Source organism: Stutzerimonas stutzeri (assembly GCF_024448955.1).
Classification (GTDB): domain Bacteria; phylum Pseudomonadota; class Gammaproteobacteria; order Pseudomonadales; family Pseudomonadaceae; genus Stutzerimonas; species Stutzerimonas stutzeri_AQ.
Genome location: NZ_JAMOIH010000005.1, coordinates 187,313 through 205,864 on the forward strand (window position 1 = coordinate 187,313; position 18,552 = coordinate 205,864).

Consider the following 18,552-nt stretch of genomic DNA (forward strand, 5'->3'; position numbering starts at 1 on the left):
TCGTTGAAGCTTCTGCTCGGTTACGGTCTTGATGTGCACTTCGAACGCCGCGTGTCACTGAAAATCTCGACTACGTACATCCAGCCCTGTCAGTAACGCCGTAAGGTCGTTTAAGCGTCCGGCAATGACATGGCGTACTCCGTTAGCCGACTCCAGGTGACCATCGATTCGCAGCATCTGCGACTGGATCAATACGCGCCGTTGGCGCTCTGCCAGGTCGCGCCAGACTACGACGTTGATCATGCCGAACTCGTCCTCCAGCGTGACGAAGATAATTCCGCTGGCGGTTTGTGGGCGTTGGCGACCGATGACCAGGCCGGCAACGCTGATAGGGCGGCCATGCTCTATGGTGACCAGCTCGCGAGAGCTGCGGCAGCGCTTTGCTCTCAACTGATCACGTAGCAGCGCCAACGGGTGCGGGCCAAGCGTAGTGCCGAGCGTGGCGTAGTCGGTCAGCAGATCTTCGCCGACCGTGGGCAGCGGTAAAGGGACCGGGACTTCCTGCTGCGTGGATTGACCTGCGAATAGCGGCAGTTGTGGCTCGTACCCAGCCACCGCCCAGCGGGCTCGATGGCGATGCCCCGCGAGGCCTCTCAGGGCGCCTGAATCGGCTAGGTGCTCGCGAGCACGGATATCCAGCCTGGCACGCGTGCATAGGTCATGGATGTCAGTAAAGGGCCGAGCCTGACGGGCCTCCTCGATGCGTTGTGCATCCACTTCGCGAAAACCACGTACCAAGCGCAAGCCCAGACGAATCGCAGGTTGCTCGCTGTCGCTCGGCTCCAGGCTGCAATCCCAATCGCTGTGATGGACATCTACGGGCCGGATCTCCAGCTTATGCCGGCGGGCATCCTGAAGAATCTGGTCGGGATTGTAGAAACCCATCGGCCAGCTGTTAATCAGCGCGCAGGCATAGGCGGCTGGCTCATGACATTTCAGCCAGCAGCTGGCATAGGTGAGCAGGGCGAAACTGGCGGCATGGGATTCGGGAAAGCCGTAGCTGCCGAATCCTTTGATCTGCTCGAAGATGCGAGCGATGAATTCAGATTTGTAGCCACGGGCAAGCATGCGTTCGGTCAGCCGTACGCGATGCGGCTCCAGGCTGCCATGGCGCTTCCAGGCGGCCATTGCGCGGCGGAGTCTGTCGGCTTCATCGGGGGTGTATTCGGCGGCTACGATCGCCAGCTCCATCACCTGCTCTTGAAACAGGGGTACGCCGAGGGTGCGTTCGAAAACAGGCTTTAGTTCTTCGGAAGGATAGTCCTCGGGTTCCTCGCGATTGCGCCGACGCAGGTAGGGATGAACCATGTCGCCCTGAATCGGCCCCGGCCGCACGATGGCGACCTGGATCACCAAGTCGTAAAAGGTTCTGGGGCGCAGCCGCGGCAACATCGCCATCTGTGCCCGCGATTCGATTTGGAATACACCGACGGTATCGGCGCGGCTGATCATGTCGTAGGTTGCACTGTCTTCCTGGGGCAGGGTGGCTATGGTCCAGCGCGTGCCGCGATAGTGTTCGATCAGGTTGAAGCAGCGGCGTAGGGCACTGAGCATGCCGAGGGCGAGTACATCGACCTTGAGCAGGCCGACCAGATCGAGATCGTCCTTGTCCCACTGGATCACGGTGCGTTCGGCCATGCTGGCATTTTCGACGGGCACCAGCGTTTCCAGTGAATGCTCGGAAATAACGAAGCCGCCTGGATGTTGGGACAGGTGACGGGGGAAGCCGATCAATTCGCCAGTCAGCACCAATACCCGGCGCAGCACCGGACTGTCGGGATCGAAACCGGCTTCGCGCAGGCGCTCGTCGTCGGGAACTCGATCGCTCCAACGTCCACAGCAATCGGCCAGTGCATTGACTTGATCAGACGGCAGGCTGAGTGCCTTGGCCACGTCACGCAATGCTCCCGTGGCGTGGTAAGTGCTGGCTACGGCCGTCAGCGCGGCGCGATCACGACCGTAGCGGCGGAATACGTATTGGATGACTTCCTCGCGACGATCATGCTCGAAGTCGACGTCGATATCAGGCGGCTCCTTGCGTTCGCGTGAGAGGAAGCGTTCGAATAGCAGCTTGGTATGCGCTGGATCGAGTTCGGTGATGCCTAGCACGAAACACACCGTCGAGTTGGCTGCCGAACCTCGACCTTGGCAGAGAATGCCGCGCTCACGAGCAAAGCGAACGAGGTCGTGTACCGTGAGGAAGTAACTTTCGTACTCCAGTTCAGCGATCAGTTGCAGCTCGTGCTCGAGCTGTGCGCGGGCTTTCGCCGTTACGCCTTCTGGCCAGCGCCAGCGGATGCCGTCTTCCACCAGCTCGCGCAGCCAGGACGTGGCGTTGTGGCCTGCGGGCACCAGTTCGTGGGGGTATTGATAGCGCAATTGGTCAAGAGCGAACTGGCACCGCTCGGCAATGCGCAGCGTCTCGGCGAGCAGCTCGGGTGGATAGAGCTGCGCCAGATCTTCGCGTTGGCGCAGGTGGCGTTCGCCATTAGGAAACAGATGGCGTCCTGCTTCGGATACCGGCAGATGGTGGCGAATCGCAGTCATGCAATCCTGCAGGGCGCGACGGCCGCGCGCGTGCATGTGTACATCGCCGCAAGCTACTGCAGGTATGTTCAAGCGCGCAGCCAGCGCCTGCCATTGTTCCAGGCGCAACCTGTCGTCCGGCCCGCGGTGCAGTTCGATACCCAGCCAGAGGCGATCGCCGAAGCGCTCGTGCAACCAGCGGCCCTCAGCATCAGCGTTAGCTTGTTTGGCGAGCCAGATAGCCAGCAGCCCGTCCAATGGCTCGCTCAAATCTTCGGGCAGCAGTTGATAACAGCCTTTCTCGGCGCGGCGTCGGGCGCGAGTGATCAGCCGGCATAGCGCCTGGTAGCCGGCCAGGTTTTCCGCCAGCAAGACCAGCTTTGGTCCTCCCTCGATCTGGACCTCGCTGCCGATGATCAGAGGCAGGCCAACCTCCTTCGAGGCTTGCCAGGCACGCACGATGCCAGCCAGGGTGCATTCGTCGGTAATGGCCAGTGCTCGGTAGCCAAGTCGGGCGGCGCGCTCGAACAATTCGCGGGCACTGGAGGCGCCCCGCTGGAAGCTGAAATTGGACAGGCAGTGCAGTTCGGCGTAATCGGCTGTCATGCGAACCAGCCGTGCAGCAACAGCGGCCCTCCATCCGTTATCGAACGAAAAGCCCAGCCGCGTTGGCCGGCACGGGTTTCCACCAGATAATAGTCGCGGCGCACGTCGCTGCCGTCCCACCAGCCGGACTCGATTCGCTCGGGGCCAGCGAGAATGCGCAATGAGGCTTCGTGCAACGGCTTCGATTCGGCCAACAGCCAGCTGGGGCGTGGAGCGGTGCTGAATGAAGGTTCGTTCCGGTCAGCGTGCTGCGATCGCCAGGCACACTCGGGGCGATGGTCGTAGCGAGCCCCGAGTCCTTGAACGGCATCGTCACCCAGCCGGGCCCGCAGACGTTCGCGCAGCTGTTCCCAGGGTAGTGATTGATGTGGCCGTTCATCGAACAATTCGCGGTGCTTTGGGGTGAAGGCCGGTAGCTCGCGCGCTATCAGGCGTATCGCCAATACCGGGGCCGGCAATTGCAGATTCTCCAGACGTCCACGGGACAATTCGAACAACATGGCCGGATCACGCTCGGCGCTAAGCAGGCCGACCGGCACTTGACTGTCCGCCAGGTTGCGGTGTTCCAGGTGCAAGGCGAAGCGCTGCACGCCACTGTCGCGTCCGGCCAGATAGGCGGCGAGATCGGCTGTCAGGCGGCGCAGCGGGAATAGCAATGCCTGATGCGACTCGACTTCGAAGTTCAGCTCGAGTCGAGCCTCGAACACGTCTGGCGGTCGATGGAAGTCCAGCGCCAATGGCTGATGGCCGAGCAGGGTGTCGATGTGTTTCAGCGCGCCGGTCGGAAAGCGCTGCGCCAGGCCATGTCGAGGCATTTCAAGGATCTGCTTCAGTGTTCGCAGACCCATGCGTCCAAGGGCAGTCGCCACTTCACGGGGCAACCCGATGCGCTCTACTGGCAATGCAGCGAGCACGCCAGGCAGCGTTTCGGTATCCATCACCGCCAGACCGTCATGCGCGTTTGCCAAGACTCGCGCGGCGGCAGGGTTCGGCGCCAGGGTAATGCGATGCTGAAAACCCAGCGTATTCAATTCTTCGCGTAAGCGTATCTCCAAACGAGGCCAGGGCCCGAACAGGCCGAGACTGGATTGCACTTCCAAAAGCAGGCAACGCGGATAGTGCAGGCTGACCTGCGAGCTATAGCCGTAGGCCCAGGCGGCGAGAAATTGTTGCCAGCGCTCGATCGACGCCAGGTCATATTCAGCCGTGGCGAAGGCGCGGGTCAGTGCTTGGGCGGCGATTAACGATTGTCCTGGCTTGAGGCCGAGAGCCCGTGCAGCGGGATTGACTGCCTGCAGCACGCGGCGTTGTGGTGTGCCGCTCAAGAGCGCCAGCGGCGATTCAGCATCGGCTCGGCTTCGCAGCACGCCGTCCATGGCCAGTTGAGGTAGCAATATGCAGACCCACAGCATGCTGACCTCAGCCCAACGCCGCGGCAGAAATGGGGAGCGTTCTGGTCAGGCCGCCGCGGCACTTGAGGACGCGCAGTTGCGCCGGTCGGTTTTCGACAGCCAGGCGCAGCGCCGCCGGGGACGGATTGACCTCTTCGCGTAGCGGACGATAGGCGAAGGCCAATGTCTGGCCTGTTTCGGCCGCGACCTGCAGGCGTCGCAGAGCGCGATCATCGACCTGTTGCGGCCAGCACAACACCGCACCGCAACTGCCCGAGCGCAGGCATTGTTCGGTAGCCCACAAGGCGTCACGGCCCCGTGCGTTGATAATGAACAGCTGACGCAGATCTATGCCGGCAGCCAGCCAAGCTTGGGGATAAGGCACATAGGGCGGGGCCACCAGCACTACGCGCTCGCCAGCGGCGGTGAGGCGCGCCAGGGTAGGCCAAAGCAGGCGTAACTCGCCGATTCCGATAGTGGCGAAGAGAATCTCGCTCAATGCCGATTCAGGCCAGCCGCCGCCGGGTAATACGTCATCCAGCGCAGCATGCCCGGTTGGCTGGGCGTTATGTGTAAGGGCTTTGGTCTGGCCGCGCCAGAGCTGGCGCGTATCGATCAGGTGGTTGAGGGCGACCACGGACGTCATGGCAGTGAATAATCCCAATACTGTATATTGATACAGTATTCTGGCTGCTGACTACAGGTCAAGGTGAAACGATGAAGAATGTTTTTTCAAATCTAAAACTGAATCCAGCTCGCAGCCGCCAGCGGCCTAATGCCACTGATCACTGCATTCGTCCGTATCGAGTGCGGCAGATGAGCTTTGCTTGTGCTGAAAAAATCAGTCGATTAGGATTCGCGCCCGGGTATGAGTGCGAGCGCGAATGACGCTGCATATTCATGCCGAATGTTGAAGCCCGGCTCGAAGATGACCGGGCTTTTTCATGCGCCGGCTCGTAGCCATGAGCGGGCCGGTTCTGTCCCTGGTTATCCAGGGTGCCAGTCAAGAACAGAGAGGATTGCCATGCGCGAACGCTTGTTGGCCGCAGAAAAAGTGAAGGCTATCGAGTGGCAGGACGGGCAGTTGCGTTTGCTCGACCAGCGCAAACTGCCGCTGGAAGAGCTATGGCACACCTATGATTCTGCTGCGGCTGTCGCCAAGGCTATCCGTGAGATGGTCGTGCGCGGCGCGCCAGCGATTGGGATCAGCGCGGCGTATGGACTGGTTCTGGGACTCAGGGCGCGGCTCGCCGAGGGGGGTGACTGGCGCGCGGCGTTGGAAGCAGACTTCGAGGTGCTTGCCGACTCCCGTCCGACCGCCGTCAATCTGTTCTGGGCATTGAATCAGATGCGCGAACGGCTCGGCCGTCTGAAACCGGGCGAAGACCCGTTGACAGCGGCCGAGGCCCAGGCGACCTCCATTCACGACAGCGATCGCGAAGCCAATCTCACCATGGCTCAGTTCGGGGTCGACCTGATCCGCAAGCACCAGGGCAATCCGCAAAACCTGCTCACCCACTGCAATACCGGTGCGCTTGCCACCGGTGGTTTCGGCACTGCCCTCGGCGTGATCCGTGCTGCGCATCTGGAAGGGCTTGTCGAGCGTGTTTATGCCGACGAAACCCGTCCCTGGCTGCAGGGTTCGAGGCTGACCGCATGGGAGCTGGCCGGCGAAGGCGTGCCGGTGACGTTGAATGCCGACTCGGCTGCCGCGCACCTAATGAAAACGCGAGGTATCACCTGGGTGATTGTCGGGGCCGACCGGATCACCGCTAATGGCGACGTCGCCAACAAGATCGGTACCTATCAGCTCGCCGTACTAGCCATGCATCACGGGGTGCGGTTCATGGTCGTGGCGCCCAGTTCGACCATCGACATGGAGCTGGAATCTGGCGATGACATTCCCATCGAGGAGCGCGCCGGCAGCGAGTTGCTGGAAGTGAACGGCCAGCGGTTGGCGGCGGAGGTCGAAGCCTTCAACCCGGTATTCGATGTGACCCCGGCGGATCTCATCGATGCCATCGTGACCGAGAAGGGCGTCGTCGAGCGGCCAAGCGCGGCTAAACTCGCGGCCCTGATGAGCCGTAAGCGGTTGCATTAAGGGTCAAGATGACTAAAGCGGCTGGAGGCTAGGGGCGGCACGTTCCTTTGTGGTTGGCGCGTGCCTTTCCCATCGAGAGGCGGCGCGATCGAGCGCTTTCTTCGTTACGCCTCCAGCCTCCAGCGACCTCCCGCCATGTGATACCATCCCGCGCTTAATCGCAGGACCCTGCTGACTATAAGGAACCAGGCTTCCATGGGCGAACTGGCCAAAGAAATCCTCCCGGTCAATATCGAAGACGAACTCAAACAGTCCTACCTCGACTACGCCATGAGTGTAATCGTCGGTCGTGCGCTGCCGGATGCGCGCGACGGACTGAAGCCCGTGCATCGCCGTGTGCTTTTTGCCATGAGTGAGCTGGGTAACGACTGGAATAAACCGTACAAAAAATCCGCCCGTGTGGTCGGTGACGTCATTGGTAAATATCACCCCCACGGTGATTCTGCTGTCTATGACACCATTGTGCGGATGGCGCAGCCATTCTCGCTGCGCTACCTGCTGGTCGATGGCCAGGGCAACTTCGGTTCGGTCGATGGCGACAGCGCCGCGGCCATGCGATACACCGAAGTGCGCATGGCCAAGCTGGCCCACGAGCTGCTGGCCGATCTGCACAAGGAAACTGTCGACTGGGTGCCGAACTACGACGGCACGGAACAGATCCCTGCGGTCATGCCGACCAAGATCCCGAACCTGCTGGTCAACGGCTCCAGCGGTATCGCGGTGGGCATGGCGACCAACATTCCTCCCCATAACCTGGGCGAAGTGATCGATGGCTGTCTGGCGCTGATCGCCAATCCGGATATCACCATCGATGAGCTGATGACCCATATCCCCGGTCCGGATTTCCCGACCGCAGGTATCATCAATGGCCGTGCTGGGGTCATCGAGGCTTATCGCACCGGCCGCGGCCGCATTTATATGCGTGCCCGCTCGACCATCGAAGACATCGACAAGGTTGGTGGTCGTCAACAGATCGTCATTACCGAGCTGCCTTATCAGCTGAACAAGGCGCGTCTGATCGAAAAGATCGCCGAGCTGGTAAAGGAGAAGAAGCTCGAAGGCATCACTGAGCTGCGCGACGAGTCCGACAAGGACGGTATGCGCGTAGTGATCGAGCTGCGCCGCGGCGAAGTGCCGGAAGTCATCCTCAACAATCTCTATGCTCAGACGCAGCTGCAGAGCGTGTTCGGTATCAACGTGGTGGCGCTGGTCGACGGTCAGCCGCGCACCTTGAATCTCAAGGAGCTGCTGGAAGCCTTCGTACGCCACCGTCGCGAAGTGGTCACCCGCCGCACGGTATTCGAACTGCGCAAGGCGCGCGAACGCGGTCATATTCTCGAAGGCCAGGCGGTCGCGCTGTCCAATATCGACCCGGTCATCGCGCTGATCAAAGCCTCGCCGACGCCGGCCGAAGCCAAGGAAGCGCTGATCGCTACCGCCTGGGAATCCAGTGCGGTGGAAGCCATGGTCGAGCGCGCCGGAGCCGATGCCTGCCGCCCGGAAGACCTCGATCCGCAATTCGGGCTGCGCGATGGCCGTTACTACCTGTCGCCGGAGCAGGCGCAGGCCATCCTCGACCTGCGCTTGCATCGCCTGACGGGACTCGAGCACGAGAAGCTGCTCAGTGAATATCAGGAAATCCTCACCCAGATCGGCGAGCTGATCCGCATCCTGACCAGTCCGGTGCGGCTGATGGAAGTCATCTGCGAGGAATTGGAAGGTGTTAAGGCCGAGTTCGGCGATGCGCGTCGAACCGAGATTCTCGAAGCGCGTTTGGATCTGACGCTGGCCGACCTGATCACCGAAGAAGAACGTGTCGTCACGATTTCCCATGGCGGCTACGCCAAGTCCCAGCCGTTGGCTGCGTATCAGGCGCAGCGCCGGGGCGGTCGCGGCAAGGCGGCGACTGGGGTCAAGGAAGAGGATTACGTCGAGCATTTGCTCGTTGCCAACAGCCACACCACGCTGCTGCTGTTCTCCAGCAAGGGCAAGGTGTACTGGCTCAAGACCTACGAGATCCCCGAAGCCTCGCGCACTTCGCGCGGTCGTCCGCTGGTGAATCTGCTACCGCTTTCCGAAGGCGAGCACATCACCGCGATGCTGCAGGTCGACATCGAAGCAGCGCGCCAGCAGCAACTGAACGGCGATGAAGATATCGAAGACGCTGAAATCATCAGCGAAAGCGATGAAGTGGAAGAGTCGCTTGACGGTGAGGACGCCGACGAGTCGGTGGACGAGCCGACCGGTACCTACATCTTTATGGCGACCGCCAAGGGCACCGTCAAAAAGACTCCGCTTTCGCAATTCAGTCGTCCACGCAGCGTTGGCCTGATCGCGCTCGGCCTGGAGGAGGGCGACACGCTGATCGCCGCTGCGGTTACCGATGGTGCGCGCGAAGTGATGCTGTTCTCCGATGGCGGCAAGGTGATTCGCTTCAAAGAGAAACACGTTCGCACCATGGGCCGTACCGCCCGCGGCGTTCGTGGCATGCGCCTGCCGGAAGGCCAGCGTCTGATTTCCATGCTGATTCCCGAGCCCGATGCGCAGATCCTCACCGCGAGCCTCAATGGCTACGGCAAGCGCACGGTGATCGACGAGTTCCCGCGTCGCGGTCGCGGTGGTCAGGGTGTTATCGCCATGGTGACCAATGAACGCAACGGTCCGCTGGTCGGTGCCGTTCAGGTGCAGCAGGGCGAGGAAATCATGCTGATTTCCGATCAGGGCACTTTGGTGCGTACGCGTGTCGATGAGGTTTCATCGCTGGGGCGCAATACCCAGGGTGTAACGTTGATCAAGCTGGGCAAGAACGAGCACCTGGTTGGTCTCGAAAGGGTTCAGGAACCCTCAGAAGAGGATGTCCTGGAAGATATTGAGGCGGTTCTTGATGACGAGGCGCTGAATAAGGAAATGCCTGTCGTCAGCACCGAGCCCGGCGAGGACGAACTGCTTGGTGGGGGTGGAGACGTTCCGCCTGATGTAGTGCCTACCGACGACGAAAACTGATTCGGCAGATGCGGCGCCCAAGGGCGTCGCATCTGTATCGATCAGCAATCCCTTCGGGTGAAAAATTGCAAGCGCTAGACCTGAGTGCCTTGGCGACGGGCGAAGCGAGCATGGTATCGACCGTTTTGAGAGAACGAAGATGAGCAAACGCGCCTTTAATTTCTGTGCCGGTCCGGCCGCGCTCCCTGAAGCCGTACTGCAGCGAGCCCAGGCTGAACTCCTTGACTGGCAGGGCCGAGGCCTGTCGGTGATGGAAATGAGCCACCGCAGCGACGAATACACAGCCATCGCCGAGAAGGCTGAGCAGGATCTGCGCGATTTGCTGAACATTCCCACCAACTACAAGGTGTTGTTTCTGCAGGGTGGCGCCAGCCAGCAATTTGCCGAAATACCATTGAATCTGCTGCCGGAAGATGGCGTTGCCGATTACATCGATACGGGTATCTGGTCGCGCAAAGGTATCGAAGAGGCCAAACGCTTCGGTCATATCAACGTCGCGGCCAGCGCCAAGCCGTATGACTATTTCGCGATTCCAGGGCAGAACGAGTGGACGCTCAGCGACAACGCGGCTTATCTGCATTACGCCAGTAACGAAACCATCGGCGGACTGCAGTTCGACTGGACGCCCGAACTGGGCGACACGCCGTTAGTGGTCGACATGTCTTCGGACATCCTCTCGCGTCCCATCGATGTGTCGAAATTCGGTCTGATCTACGCCGGTGCGCAAAAAAACATCGGCCCGTCGGGTCTGGTGGTGGTGATCGTACGTGAGGATCTGCTCGGTCGCGCGCGTTCCAGCTGCCCGACCATGCTCGATTACAAGGTCGCAGCTGACAACGGCTCCATGTACAACACGCCGGCAACCTTTTCCTGGTATCTCTCCGGCCTGGTGTTCGATTGGTTGAAAGAGCAGGGTGGTGTTGAAGCGATGGAGCAGCGCAATCGCGCCAAGAAAGACCTGCTTTACGGCGTGATCGACTCCAGCGACTTCTATTCCAACCCGATTGCCAGCAACGCTCGCTCTTGGATGAACGTACCCTTCAGGCTGGCCGATGAGAAACTGGACAAGGCCTTTCTGGCAGGGGCCGATGCGCGCGGCCTGCTCAACTTGAAGGGTCATCGCTCGGTCGGCGGTATGCGTGCCTCCATCTACAATGCGGTCGGGCTGGACGCCGTCGAGGCGCTCGTCGCCTACATGCGCGAATTCGAGAAGGAGCACGGCTGATGAGTGATGCCGACCGGCTGAAGGCGCTGCGCGTCCGCATCGACAGCCTCGACGAGAAGATTCTCGAGCTAATCAGCGAGCGCGCCCGTTGCGCCCAGGACGTGGCCCGTGTCAAAACGGCTTCGCTGGCCGAAGGCGAGGAGGCGGTGTTCTATCGCCCCGAGCGTGAAGCCTGGGTGCTCAAACACATCATGGAGCTGAACAAGGGCCCGCTGGACAACGAGGAAATGGCGCGCCTGTTTCGCGAAATCATGTCCTCATGCCTGGCGCTGGAGCAGCCGCTGCGGGTCGCTTATCTCGGCCCTGAAGGTACCTTCTCGCAGGCGGCGGCGCTCAAACACTTTGGCCACTCGGTGGTTAGTAAGCCGATGGCGGCCATCGACGAAGTGTTCCGAGAAGTGGTCGCCGGTGCGGTGAACTTCGGCGTGGTGCCGGTGGAAAACTCCACCGAAGGCGCCGTCAACCACACGCTGGACAGCTTTCTCGAACACGACATCGTCATCTGCGGCGAGGTCGAGCTGCGTATTCACCATCACTTGCTGGTGGGTGAGACGACCAAGACCGACCGCATCACCCGCATCTATTCGCATGCGCAGTCGCTGGCGCAATGTCGCAAATGGCTGGATGCCCATTATCCGAGCGTTGAACGTGTAGCGGTTTCCAGCAATGCCGATGCGGCCAAGCGCGTGAAGAGCGAGTGGAACTCCGCAGCGATCGCCGGTGACATGGCCGCTCAGCTTTACGGCCTGAGCAAGATTGCCGAAAAGATCGAAGACCGTCCGGACAACTCCACGCGCTTCCTGATCATCGGTAGCCAGGAAGTACCGCCTACCGGCGACGACAAGACTTCGATCATTGTCTCCATGCGCAACAAGCCGGGCGCGCTGCATGAGCTGCTGATGCCGTTCCATTCCAACGGCATTGATCTTACGCGGATCGAAACCCGCCCTTCGCGCAGCGGTAAATGGACTTATGTATTCTTCATCGACTGCATCGGCCACCATCAGGACCCGTTAATCAAGGACGTTCTGGAGAAAATCGGTCGTGAAGCGGTGGCGTTGAAGGTGCTGGGGTCGTATCCCAAGGCGGTACTTTAATAAGCAGCTGGAAGCCGGAAGCTGGAAGCTGAAACTTTGGGCAATGCGGATTGCTTCAAGCTTCAAGCTTCAAGCTTCAAGTTTTCAGCTTCAGCGGAGCTGAATATGTCCTGTGATTTCCTCGCCCTGGCACAGCCGGGCGTGCAGAAGCTGTCGCCCTACGTACCCGGCAAGCCCGTGGATGAGCTGGCTCGGGAGCTCAATCTCGATCCGCAGTCGATCATCAAGCTGGCCAGCAATGAAAATCCGCTGGGTCCCAGTCCGAACGTCATTAATGCGATCAGGACCCAGCTCGACGAGTTGACCCGCTATCCCGACGGCAACGGTTTTGTGCTCAAGCAGAAGCTGGCCGAGCGATGCGGCGTCAATATTGACCAGGTCACCCTCGGCAACGGCTCCAACGATATCCTTGAGCTGGTTGCGCGTGCTTACCTCGCGCCTGGGCTCAATGCGGTATTCAGCCAGCACGCTTTTGCGGTCTATCCGATTGCTACCCAGGCCGTCGGTGCACAGGCGAAGGCTGTGCCCGCCAAGCACTGGGGCCACGATCTCGAAGCCATGCTGGCGGCTATCGATGAGAACACCCGCGTCGTGTTCATTGCCAATCCCAATAACCCAACGGGTACCTGGTTCGATGCCGACGCGCTCGGCAGCTTCCTCGCAAGTGTTCCAGCTCACGTTCTGGTCGTTCTGGATGAGGCGTATATCGAATACGCGGAGGGTGGCGAGCTGCCGGATGGATTGACGTTCCTGGCTTCGCATCCCAACTTGTTGGTGTCCCGCACCTTCTCCAAAGCCTACGGCCTGGCTGCGTTGCGTGTGGGATATGCGATCTGTTCGGCGCGGATTGCTGATGTGCTGAATCGTGTCCGTCAGCCGTTCAACGTTAACAGTCTCGCCCTTGCAGCCGCCTGCGCCGCACTTGACGATGCCGAGTATCTGAGCCAGAGCAGGGCATGCAATACGGCAGGCATGCAGCAGCTCGAGACGGGGTTCAAGCAGCTGGGGCTGGACTGGATACCGTCCAGGGGGAACTTCATCGCGGTTGATTTTGGTCGTGATGCGTCACCGATCAACCAGGCGTTGCTGCGCGATGGTGTCATCGTTCGGCCTATGGCTGGCTATGGAATGCCAACTTTCCTTCGCGTGTCGATCGGAACCGAAGCCGAAAATGCACGATTTCTCGACGTCCTGCGTAAGGCGCTCGGGCATTGAGTCGCGACGTTCGATCGACAAGCGTCGATGTACCCCAGGTGCGTCGTCTGGCCGTGATCGGTCTCGGACTGATCGGTGGCTCGTTCGCCAAAGGGCTGCGTGAGCGTGGGCTGTGTGGTGAGGTGATCGGCTTCGATCTTGATGCCCGTTCTCGCGAACTTGCCATCGAACTTGGTGTGGTGGATCGCTGCGCAGACAGCCTTGCGGACGCTTGCCAGGGCGCGGATGTCATTCAGTTGGCCGTCCCGATCTTGGCGATGGAGCGTCTGCTGGCGGAGCTTGCTACGCTCGATCTTGGCAACGCGGTGCTCACCGACGTTGGCAGCGCCAAGGGCAACGTGGTGCGTTGTGCCCGTGAGCGATTCGGGCGGATGCCGCCGCGTTTCGTGCCGGGCCATCCGATAGCTGGTTCGGAACAGAGCGGCGTCACCGCTGCCAAAAGCACGCTTTTCCGTCGGCACAAGGTGATCCTCACGCCGTTGGAGGACACCGATCCAGCCGCGCTGACACTTGTCGATGGCTTGTGGCGGGCGTTGGGCGCCGATGTTGAACATATGGATGTTCAACATCATGACGAAGTGCTCGCAGCGACCAGCCATCTACCCCACCTGTTGGCGTTTGGTCTGGTGGATTCGTTGGCCAAACGCAACGAGAATCTAGAGATTTTCCGTTATGCGGCAGGCGGGTTTCGTGATTTCACCCGTATAGCAGGTAGTGATCCGGTCATGTGGCACGACATCTTTCTCGCCAATCGCGAGGCCGTGCTGCATACCCTTGATGATTTTCGTGCCGACCTTGATGCGCTACGCGCCGCGGTCGATGAAGGAGACGGGCACACGTTGTTGGGCGTGTTCACGCGCGCCAGGGCTGCCCGAGAACATTTCAGCAAAATACTGGCTCGCAGAGCCTATGTGGACGTTATGCATTCCAAAGATCTGATCTTCCTCGCCAATCCTGGCGGCAGCCTTAGCGGCACACTTCGAGTACCAGGCGACAAATCCATTTCCCACCGGTCGATCATGCTCGGCTCGCTTGCTGATGGGATCACCGAAGTGGAAGGATTTCTTGAGGGTGAGGATGCCCTTGCGACCATTCAGGCATTCCGCGACATGGGTGTGGTGATCGAGGGGCCGAATCAAGGGCGCGTCACCGTCCATGGTGTTGGCCTGCATGGTTTGAAGCCCCCGCCAGGTCCGATCTACCTTGGTAATTCGGGGACCTCGATGCGTCTGCTGTCCGGTTTGTTGGCGGCGCAGCCGTTCGACACCACGCTGACCGGCGATGCCTCTCTGTCCAAGCGCCCGATGAATCGCGTCGCAAAGCCCCTGCGTGATATGGGTGCAGTGATCGAGACGGCCGCCGAGGGGCGTCCGCCGCTAACCATTCGTGGCGGGCAGATGCTTTCCGGGATGCATTACGAAATGCCGATGGCCAGTGCTCAGGTCAAGTCCTGCCTGTTGCTGGCGGGACTGTATGCTGCCGGGCGGACGTCCGTGACCGAGCCAGCGCCCACCCGTGACCATACCGAGCGGATGCTCCAGGGCTTCGGTTATCCGGTTATGGGGGAGGGCAGCACCGCTGCTGTCGAATCGGGCCATAAACTGCACGCCACGCAGATCGAAGTGCCTGCGGACATCTCTTCTGCGGCCTTCTTCATGGTCGCTGCCAGTATTGCGGAAGGTTCGGACGTCACCCTCGAGCACGTGGGGATCAACCCGACGCGTACCGGCGTCATCGACATTCTCAAGCTGATGGGCGCCGATATCGAATTGACCAATCAGCGTGAAGTAGGCGGCGAGCCGGTTGCGGACATACGGGTACGCGCTGCGCAGCTCAAGGGTATCGAGATACCGGAAAACCTCGTCCCGCTCGCCATCGATGAGTTCCCGGTGCTGTTTGTCGCGGCGGCTTGTGCTGAAGGTCGGACGACCTTGCGTGGCGCCGAAGAGTTGCGGGTAAAGGAGTCCGACCGCATTCAGGTGATGGCCGACGGTCTGCAAACGCTTGGCGTGAAAGCTACGCCGACCCCGGATGGGATCATCATCGAAGGCGGCCCTGCCTTCGGCGGTGGCGAAGTCTGGGCGCATGGCGATCACCGTATTGCGATGTCTTTCAGTGTCGCTGCGCTTCGCGCCGGTGCTCCGATATGCATTCACGATTGCGCTAACGTCGCCACTTCGTTCCCGAACTTCCTGGCGCTGGCCGAGCGGGCTGGAATGCGGGTGGCTGTGGAGACTGATTCATGATCAGGCAGGTTCCGGTCATCACCATCGACGGTCCTAGCGGTTCCGGCAAGGGCACGGTGGCGGCGCTGCTGGCTGCAAAGCTGGGATGGAATTTCCTTGATTCCGGTGCGCTTTATCGTCTGCTTGCCTTCGCTGCACGCAACCATGGGGTCGATCTGACCAATGAAGAAGCGCTGAAGCTGCTCGCGGCTCATCTTGACGTCCAGTTCGGCGCAGGGGATGGCCATGGCATGCAGATCATTCTTGAGGGAGAGGACGTCACCCACGCGATTCGCAACGAGCAGGTCGGCGCAGGTGCGTCCCAGGTGGCCGCACTACCGGTTGTTCGAGATGCGCTCTTGCAGCGTCAAAAGGCCTTTCGTGAGCCGCCCGGGCTCGTCGCGGATGGGCGAGACATGGGGACCGTGGTCTTTCCGGACGCTCCGCTGAAGATTTTTCTCACCGCCAGTGCCGAGGAAAGGGCACGCCGGCGCTTCCTGCAGTTGAAGGCCAAGGGTGATGATGTTAATCTCGCGAGTCTTCTCGATGAGATAAGGGCGCGCGATGAGCGTGATACCCAACGTGAAGTGGCTCCGCTGAAGCCGGCAGACGATGCGGTACAGCTGGACTCTACTGATCTTTCCATCGAGCAGGTGCTAGGACAGATTCTGAGCGAAGTCGCCAAGCGCGATTTCGCCTGAAGAGCGACCGCCGAGGTGCGGTCCGACGGTTCTTGTTTCGAGAGCTGTTAACAAGGAGGCATGTGGGAGACCAGATCCAGTCCCGCAGGCCTTTTTTTATATGAATGAACCCACGTTATCTGGGGCGTGGAGATAGGGCGGATCCTCGCCCGAAAACAGCAGGAATAAACATGAGCGAAAGCTTTGCAGAACTTTTTGAAGAAAGCCTGAAATCCCTCGACATGCAGCCGGGCGCCATCATCACCGGCATCGTGGTCGACATCGATGGTGACTGGGTCACTGTCCATGCCGGTCTGAAGTCCGAGGGCGTCATCCCGGTCGAGCAGTTCTACAACGAGCAGGGCGAGCTGACCATCAGCGTGGGTGACGAAGTTCACGTGGCGCTGGACGCGGTTGAAGATGGCTTCGGTGAAACCAAGCTGTCCCGCGAGAAAGCCAAGCGTGCCGAGTGCTGGATTGTTCTGGAAGCGGCTTTCGCAGCTGAGGAAGTGGTTAAGGGCGTTATCAACGGTAAGGTTAAGGGCGGCTTCACTGTCGACGTTAACGGCATCCGTGCGTTCCTGCCAGGTTCCCTGGTTGACGTTCGTCCAGTGCGTGATACCACTCACCTGGAAGGCAAGGAACTCGAGTTCAAGGTCATCAAGCTGGACCAGAAGCGCAACAACGTTGTCGTTTCCCGTCGTAGCGTTCTGGAAGCCGAGAACAGCGCCGAGCGTGAAGCTCTGTTGGAATCGCTGCAGGAAGGCCAGCAGGTCAAGGGTATCGTCAAGAACCTTACCGACTACGGCGCGTTCGTGGATCTGGGTGGCGTCGACGGCTTGCTGCACATCACCGATATGGCCTGGAAGCGCATCAAGCATCCGTCCGAGATCGTCAACGTTGGCGACGAGATCGATGTCAAGGTGCTGAAGTTCGATCGCGAGCGTAACCGCGTATCCCTGGGTCTGAAGCAGCTGGGTGAAGACCCGTGGGTTGCCATCAAGGCCCGTTACCCGGAAAACACCCGCGTCATGGCCAAGGTCACCAACCTCACCGACTACGGCTGCTTCGCCGAGCTGGAAGAGGGCGTCGAAGGCCTGGTGCACGTGTCCGAAATGGACTGGACCAACAAGAACATCCATCCGTCGAAGGTCGTACAGGTCGGCGACGAAGTGGAAGTCATGGTGCTGGACATCGACGAAGAGCGTCGTCGTATCTCCCTGGGCATCAAGCAGTGCAAGTCCAACCCATGGGAAGACTTCTCTGGCCAGTTCAACAAGGGCGACCGCATCTCCGGCACCATCAAGTCGATCACCGATTTCGGTATCTTCATTGGTCTGGACGGCGGCATCGACGGTTTGGTTCACCTGTCCGACATCTCCTGGAACGAAGCTGGCGAAGAAGCCGTGCGTCGCTTCAAGAAGGGCGACGAGCTGGACACCGTCATCCTGTCGGTCGATCCGGAGCGTGAGCGCATCTCCCTGGGCATCAAGCAGCTGGAAGACGATCCGTTCTCCAACTACGCTGCCGTCAACGACAAGGGCAGCATCGTTCGTGGCACCGTGAAAGAAGTTGACGCCAAAGGCGCCATCATCGATCTGGGCAACGATATCGAAGCAACTCTGAAGGCGTCCGAAATCAGCCGTGACCGCGTTGAAGACGCGCGCAACGTTCTGAAGGAAGGCGATGAAGTCGAAGCTAAGATCATCAGCATCGACCGCAAGAGCCGTGTCATCAGCCTGTCCATCAAGTCGAAAGACGTCGAGGACGAGAAGGACGCGATGAAGGAACTGCGTACCAAGCAGGACGTAGAGCCAGCTGCTGGTCCGACCACCATTGGTGATCTGATCCGCGCACAGATGGAAAACCAGAACTAAGTTCTGCAATCCATAGAAAAAGGGCGACTTCGGTCGCCCTTTTTTGTACTTCGAATAAATCGGAGATCGCGTCAATACCTTCAGGCGCATCTGTGCGCCCAAGGTACTTAATGTCGATTGGTGCTGGTCGCCAGCGTCTGGTTCACTGCAAGCCAGCCGGATACGGCGTCATCGCCTGCCTGTTTGAACGCTCGTTCGAGTAGCCGTACCTGCTCTCGCCTAAGTAACTGTTCCAGCTTGGCGCCCTCTGCGGTGAAGCGCAGTATGCGCTTGCGCTTGTCGTCCTCCGCAGTTCTGCTTTCCACCAAATGCATCTCGATGAGCTGTCGTAGCGGGATATTCAGCGCCTGTTTGCTCACGCCGAGGTAGCCGAGCAGCTCCTTGATGCTGAGGTCGGGATAGCTCGCAATGAAGAAAAGAATGCGGTGATGGACCCGAGAAAGTCCGCGGCGCGCAAGCATCTCGTCTGGCTTGGCTGTGAAGGCCTGATAGCCAAGAAAGAAGCTCTCCATGATCCGGCGCTGAATTGTGCTTTTTTTTAGGTCAGTCATATTGACGTATTCGCAATCGCAGGCGTAATTTTGGTCAAGTAGTCTGACTTATTTT

At 60.0% G+C, this 18,552-nt stretch carries 12 protein-coding genes; 8 read left to right on the top strand and 4 right to left on the bottom strand.

All coding sequences use genetic code 11. From position 1 onward, the window contains the following. Positions 1-54: 54 nt before the first annotated feature. From NA645_RS07390 to imuA, 3 genes are read right to left on the bottom strand one after another with little or no spacing between them, the layout of a single operon-like run. Positions 55-3,132, bottom strand: a complete 3,078-nt coding sequence (locus NA645_RS07390) for an error-prone DNA polymerase (protein WP_256048226.1) — start codon at positions 3,130-3,132, stop codon at positions 55-57. Further along, positions 3,129-4,544, bottom strand: coding sequence for a Y-family DNA polymerase (locus tag NA645_RS07395; RefSeq protein ID WP_256048227.1), 1,416 nt, complete (start codon positions 4,542-4,544; stop codon positions 3,129-3,131). Before NA645_RS07395 ends, NA645_RS07390 begins: the two co-directional genes overlap by 4 nt. Before the next feature lie 7 nt (positions 4,545-4,551). Next, a complete protein-coding gene (gene imuA / locus NA645_RS07400) occupies positions 4,552-5,169 on the bottom strand; it encodes a translesion DNA synthesis-associated protein ImuA (protein ID WP_256048228.1) in 618 nt (205 codons plus the stop codon). 378 nt (positions 5,170-5,547) lie between these two features. Between imuA and mtnA the strand changes: the two genes are divergently transcribed. The 8 genes from mtnA to rpsA all read left to right on the top strand — a co-directional run bounded on the left by mtnA (position 5,548) and on the right by rpsA (position 17,946). Continuing rightward, complete coding sequence (gene mtnA / locus NA645_RS07405) at positions 5,548-6,624, top strand: S-methyl-5-thioribose-1-phosphate isomerase (protein WP_256048229.1); 1,077 nt, start codon at positions 5,548-5,550, stop codon at positions 6,622-6,624. Between the two features lie 195 nt (positions 6,625-6,819). Further along, entirely contained in the window at positions 6,820-9,627 is a 2,808-nt protein-coding gene (gene gyrA / locus NA645_RS07410; RefSeq protein WP_256048230.1) for a DNA gyrase subunit A, read from the top strand. A 139-nt stretch (positions 9,628-9,766) separates the two neighbouring features. Next, the gene (gene serC / locus NA645_RS07415; RefSeq protein ID WP_256048231.1) at positions 9,767-10,852 is read left to right on the top strand and encodes a 3-phosphoserine/phosphohydroxythreonine transaminase; all 1,086 of its coding nucleotides are present in this window, start codon (positions 9,767-9,769) and stop codon (positions 10,850-10,852) included. Next, entirely contained in the window at positions 10,852-11,949 is a 1,098-nt protein-coding gene (gene pheA / locus NA645_RS07420) for a prephenate dehydratase (RefSeq protein WP_256048232.1), read from the top strand. The genes serC and pheA overlap by 1 nt, the downstream gene beginning before the upstream one ends. Before the next feature lie 105 nt (positions 11,950-12,054). Further along, a complete protein-coding gene (hisC, locus tag NA645_RS07425) occupies positions 12,055-13,164 on the top strand; it encodes a histidinol-phosphate transaminase (RefSeq protein WP_256048233.1) in 1,110 nt (369 codons plus the stop codon). Continuing rightward, on the top strand, positions 13,161-15,410 hold the full coding sequence (locus NA645_RS07430) for a bifunctional prephenate dehydrogenase/3-phosphoshikimate 1-carboxyvinyltransferase (RefSeq protein WP_256048234.1): 2,250 nt from the start codon (positions 13,161-13,163) through the stop codon (positions 15,408-15,410). The genes hisC and NA645_RS07430 overlap by 4 nt, the downstream gene beginning before the upstream one ends. Beyond that, entirely contained in the window at positions 15,407-16,090 is a 684-nt protein-coding gene (gene cmk, locus NA645_RS07435) for a (d)CMP kinase (RefSeq protein WP_256048235.1), read from the top strand. The genes NA645_RS07430 and cmk overlap by 4 nt, the downstream gene beginning before the upstream one ends. A gap of 170 nt (positions 16,091-16,260) precedes the next feature. After that, complete coding sequence (gene rpsA / locus NA645_RS07440; RefSeq protein ID WP_131648523.1) at positions 16,261-17,946, top strand: 30S ribosomal protein S1; 1,686 nt, start codon at positions 16,261-16,263, stop codon at positions 17,944-17,946. A 107-nt stretch (positions 17,947-18,053) separates the two neighbouring features. Here the strand turns inward: rpsA and NA645_RS07445 are convergent, their stop codons facing one another. Then, positions 18,054-18,497 carry a MarR family winged helix-turn-helix transcriptional regulator gene (locus NA645_RS07445; RefSeq protein WP_256048236.1) on the bottom strand — a complete coding sequence of 148 codons (444 nt, stop codon included), beginning with the start codon at positions 18,495-18,497 and terminating at the stop codon, positions 18,054-18,056. Between the last annotated feature and the right edge of the window lie 55 nt (positions 18,498-18,552).

Coding starts and splice junctions, on each gene's coding strand:
- NA645_RS07395 (WP_256048227.1), bottom strand. CDS start 4,544: ATGCTGTGGGTCTGCATATTGCTACCTCAACTGGCCATGGACGGCGTG.
- mtnA (WP_256048229.1), top strand. CDS start 5,548: ATGCGCGAACGCTTGTTGGCCGCAGAAAAAGTGAAGGCTATCGAGTGG.
- rpsA (WP_131648523.1), top strand. CDS start 16,261: ATGAGCGAAAGCTTTGCAGAACTTTTTGAAGAAAGCCTGAAATCCCTC.
- serC (WP_256048231.1), top strand. CDS start 9,767: ATGAGCAAACGCGCCTTTAATTTCTGTGCCGGTCCGGCCGCGCTCCCT.
- gyrA (WP_256048230.1), top strand. CDS start 6,820: ATGGGCGAACTGGCCAAAGAAATCCTCCCGGTCAATATCGAAGACGAA.
- hisC (WP_256048233.1), top strand. CDS start 12,055: ATGTCCTGTGATTTCCTCGCCCTGGCACAGCCGGGCGTGCAGAAGCTG.
- cmk (WP_256048235.1), top strand. CDS start 15,407: ATGATCAGGCAGGTTCCGGTCATCACCATCGACGGTCCTAGCGGTTCC.
- pheA (WP_256048232.1), top strand. CDS start 10,852: ATGAGTGATGCCGACCGGCTGAAGGCGCTGCGCGTCCGCATCGACAGC.
- imuA (WP_256048228.1), bottom strand. CDS start 5,169: ATGACGTCCGTGGTCGCCCTCAACCACCTGATCGATACGCGCCAGCTC.
- NA645_RS07390 (WP_256048226.1), bottom strand. CDS start 3,132: ATGACAGCCGATTACGCCGAACTGCACTGCCTGTCCAATTTCAGCTTC.
- NA645_RS07445 (WP_256048236.1), bottom strand. CDS start 18,497: ATGACTGACCTAAAAAAAAGCACAATTCAGCGCCGGATCATGGAGAGC.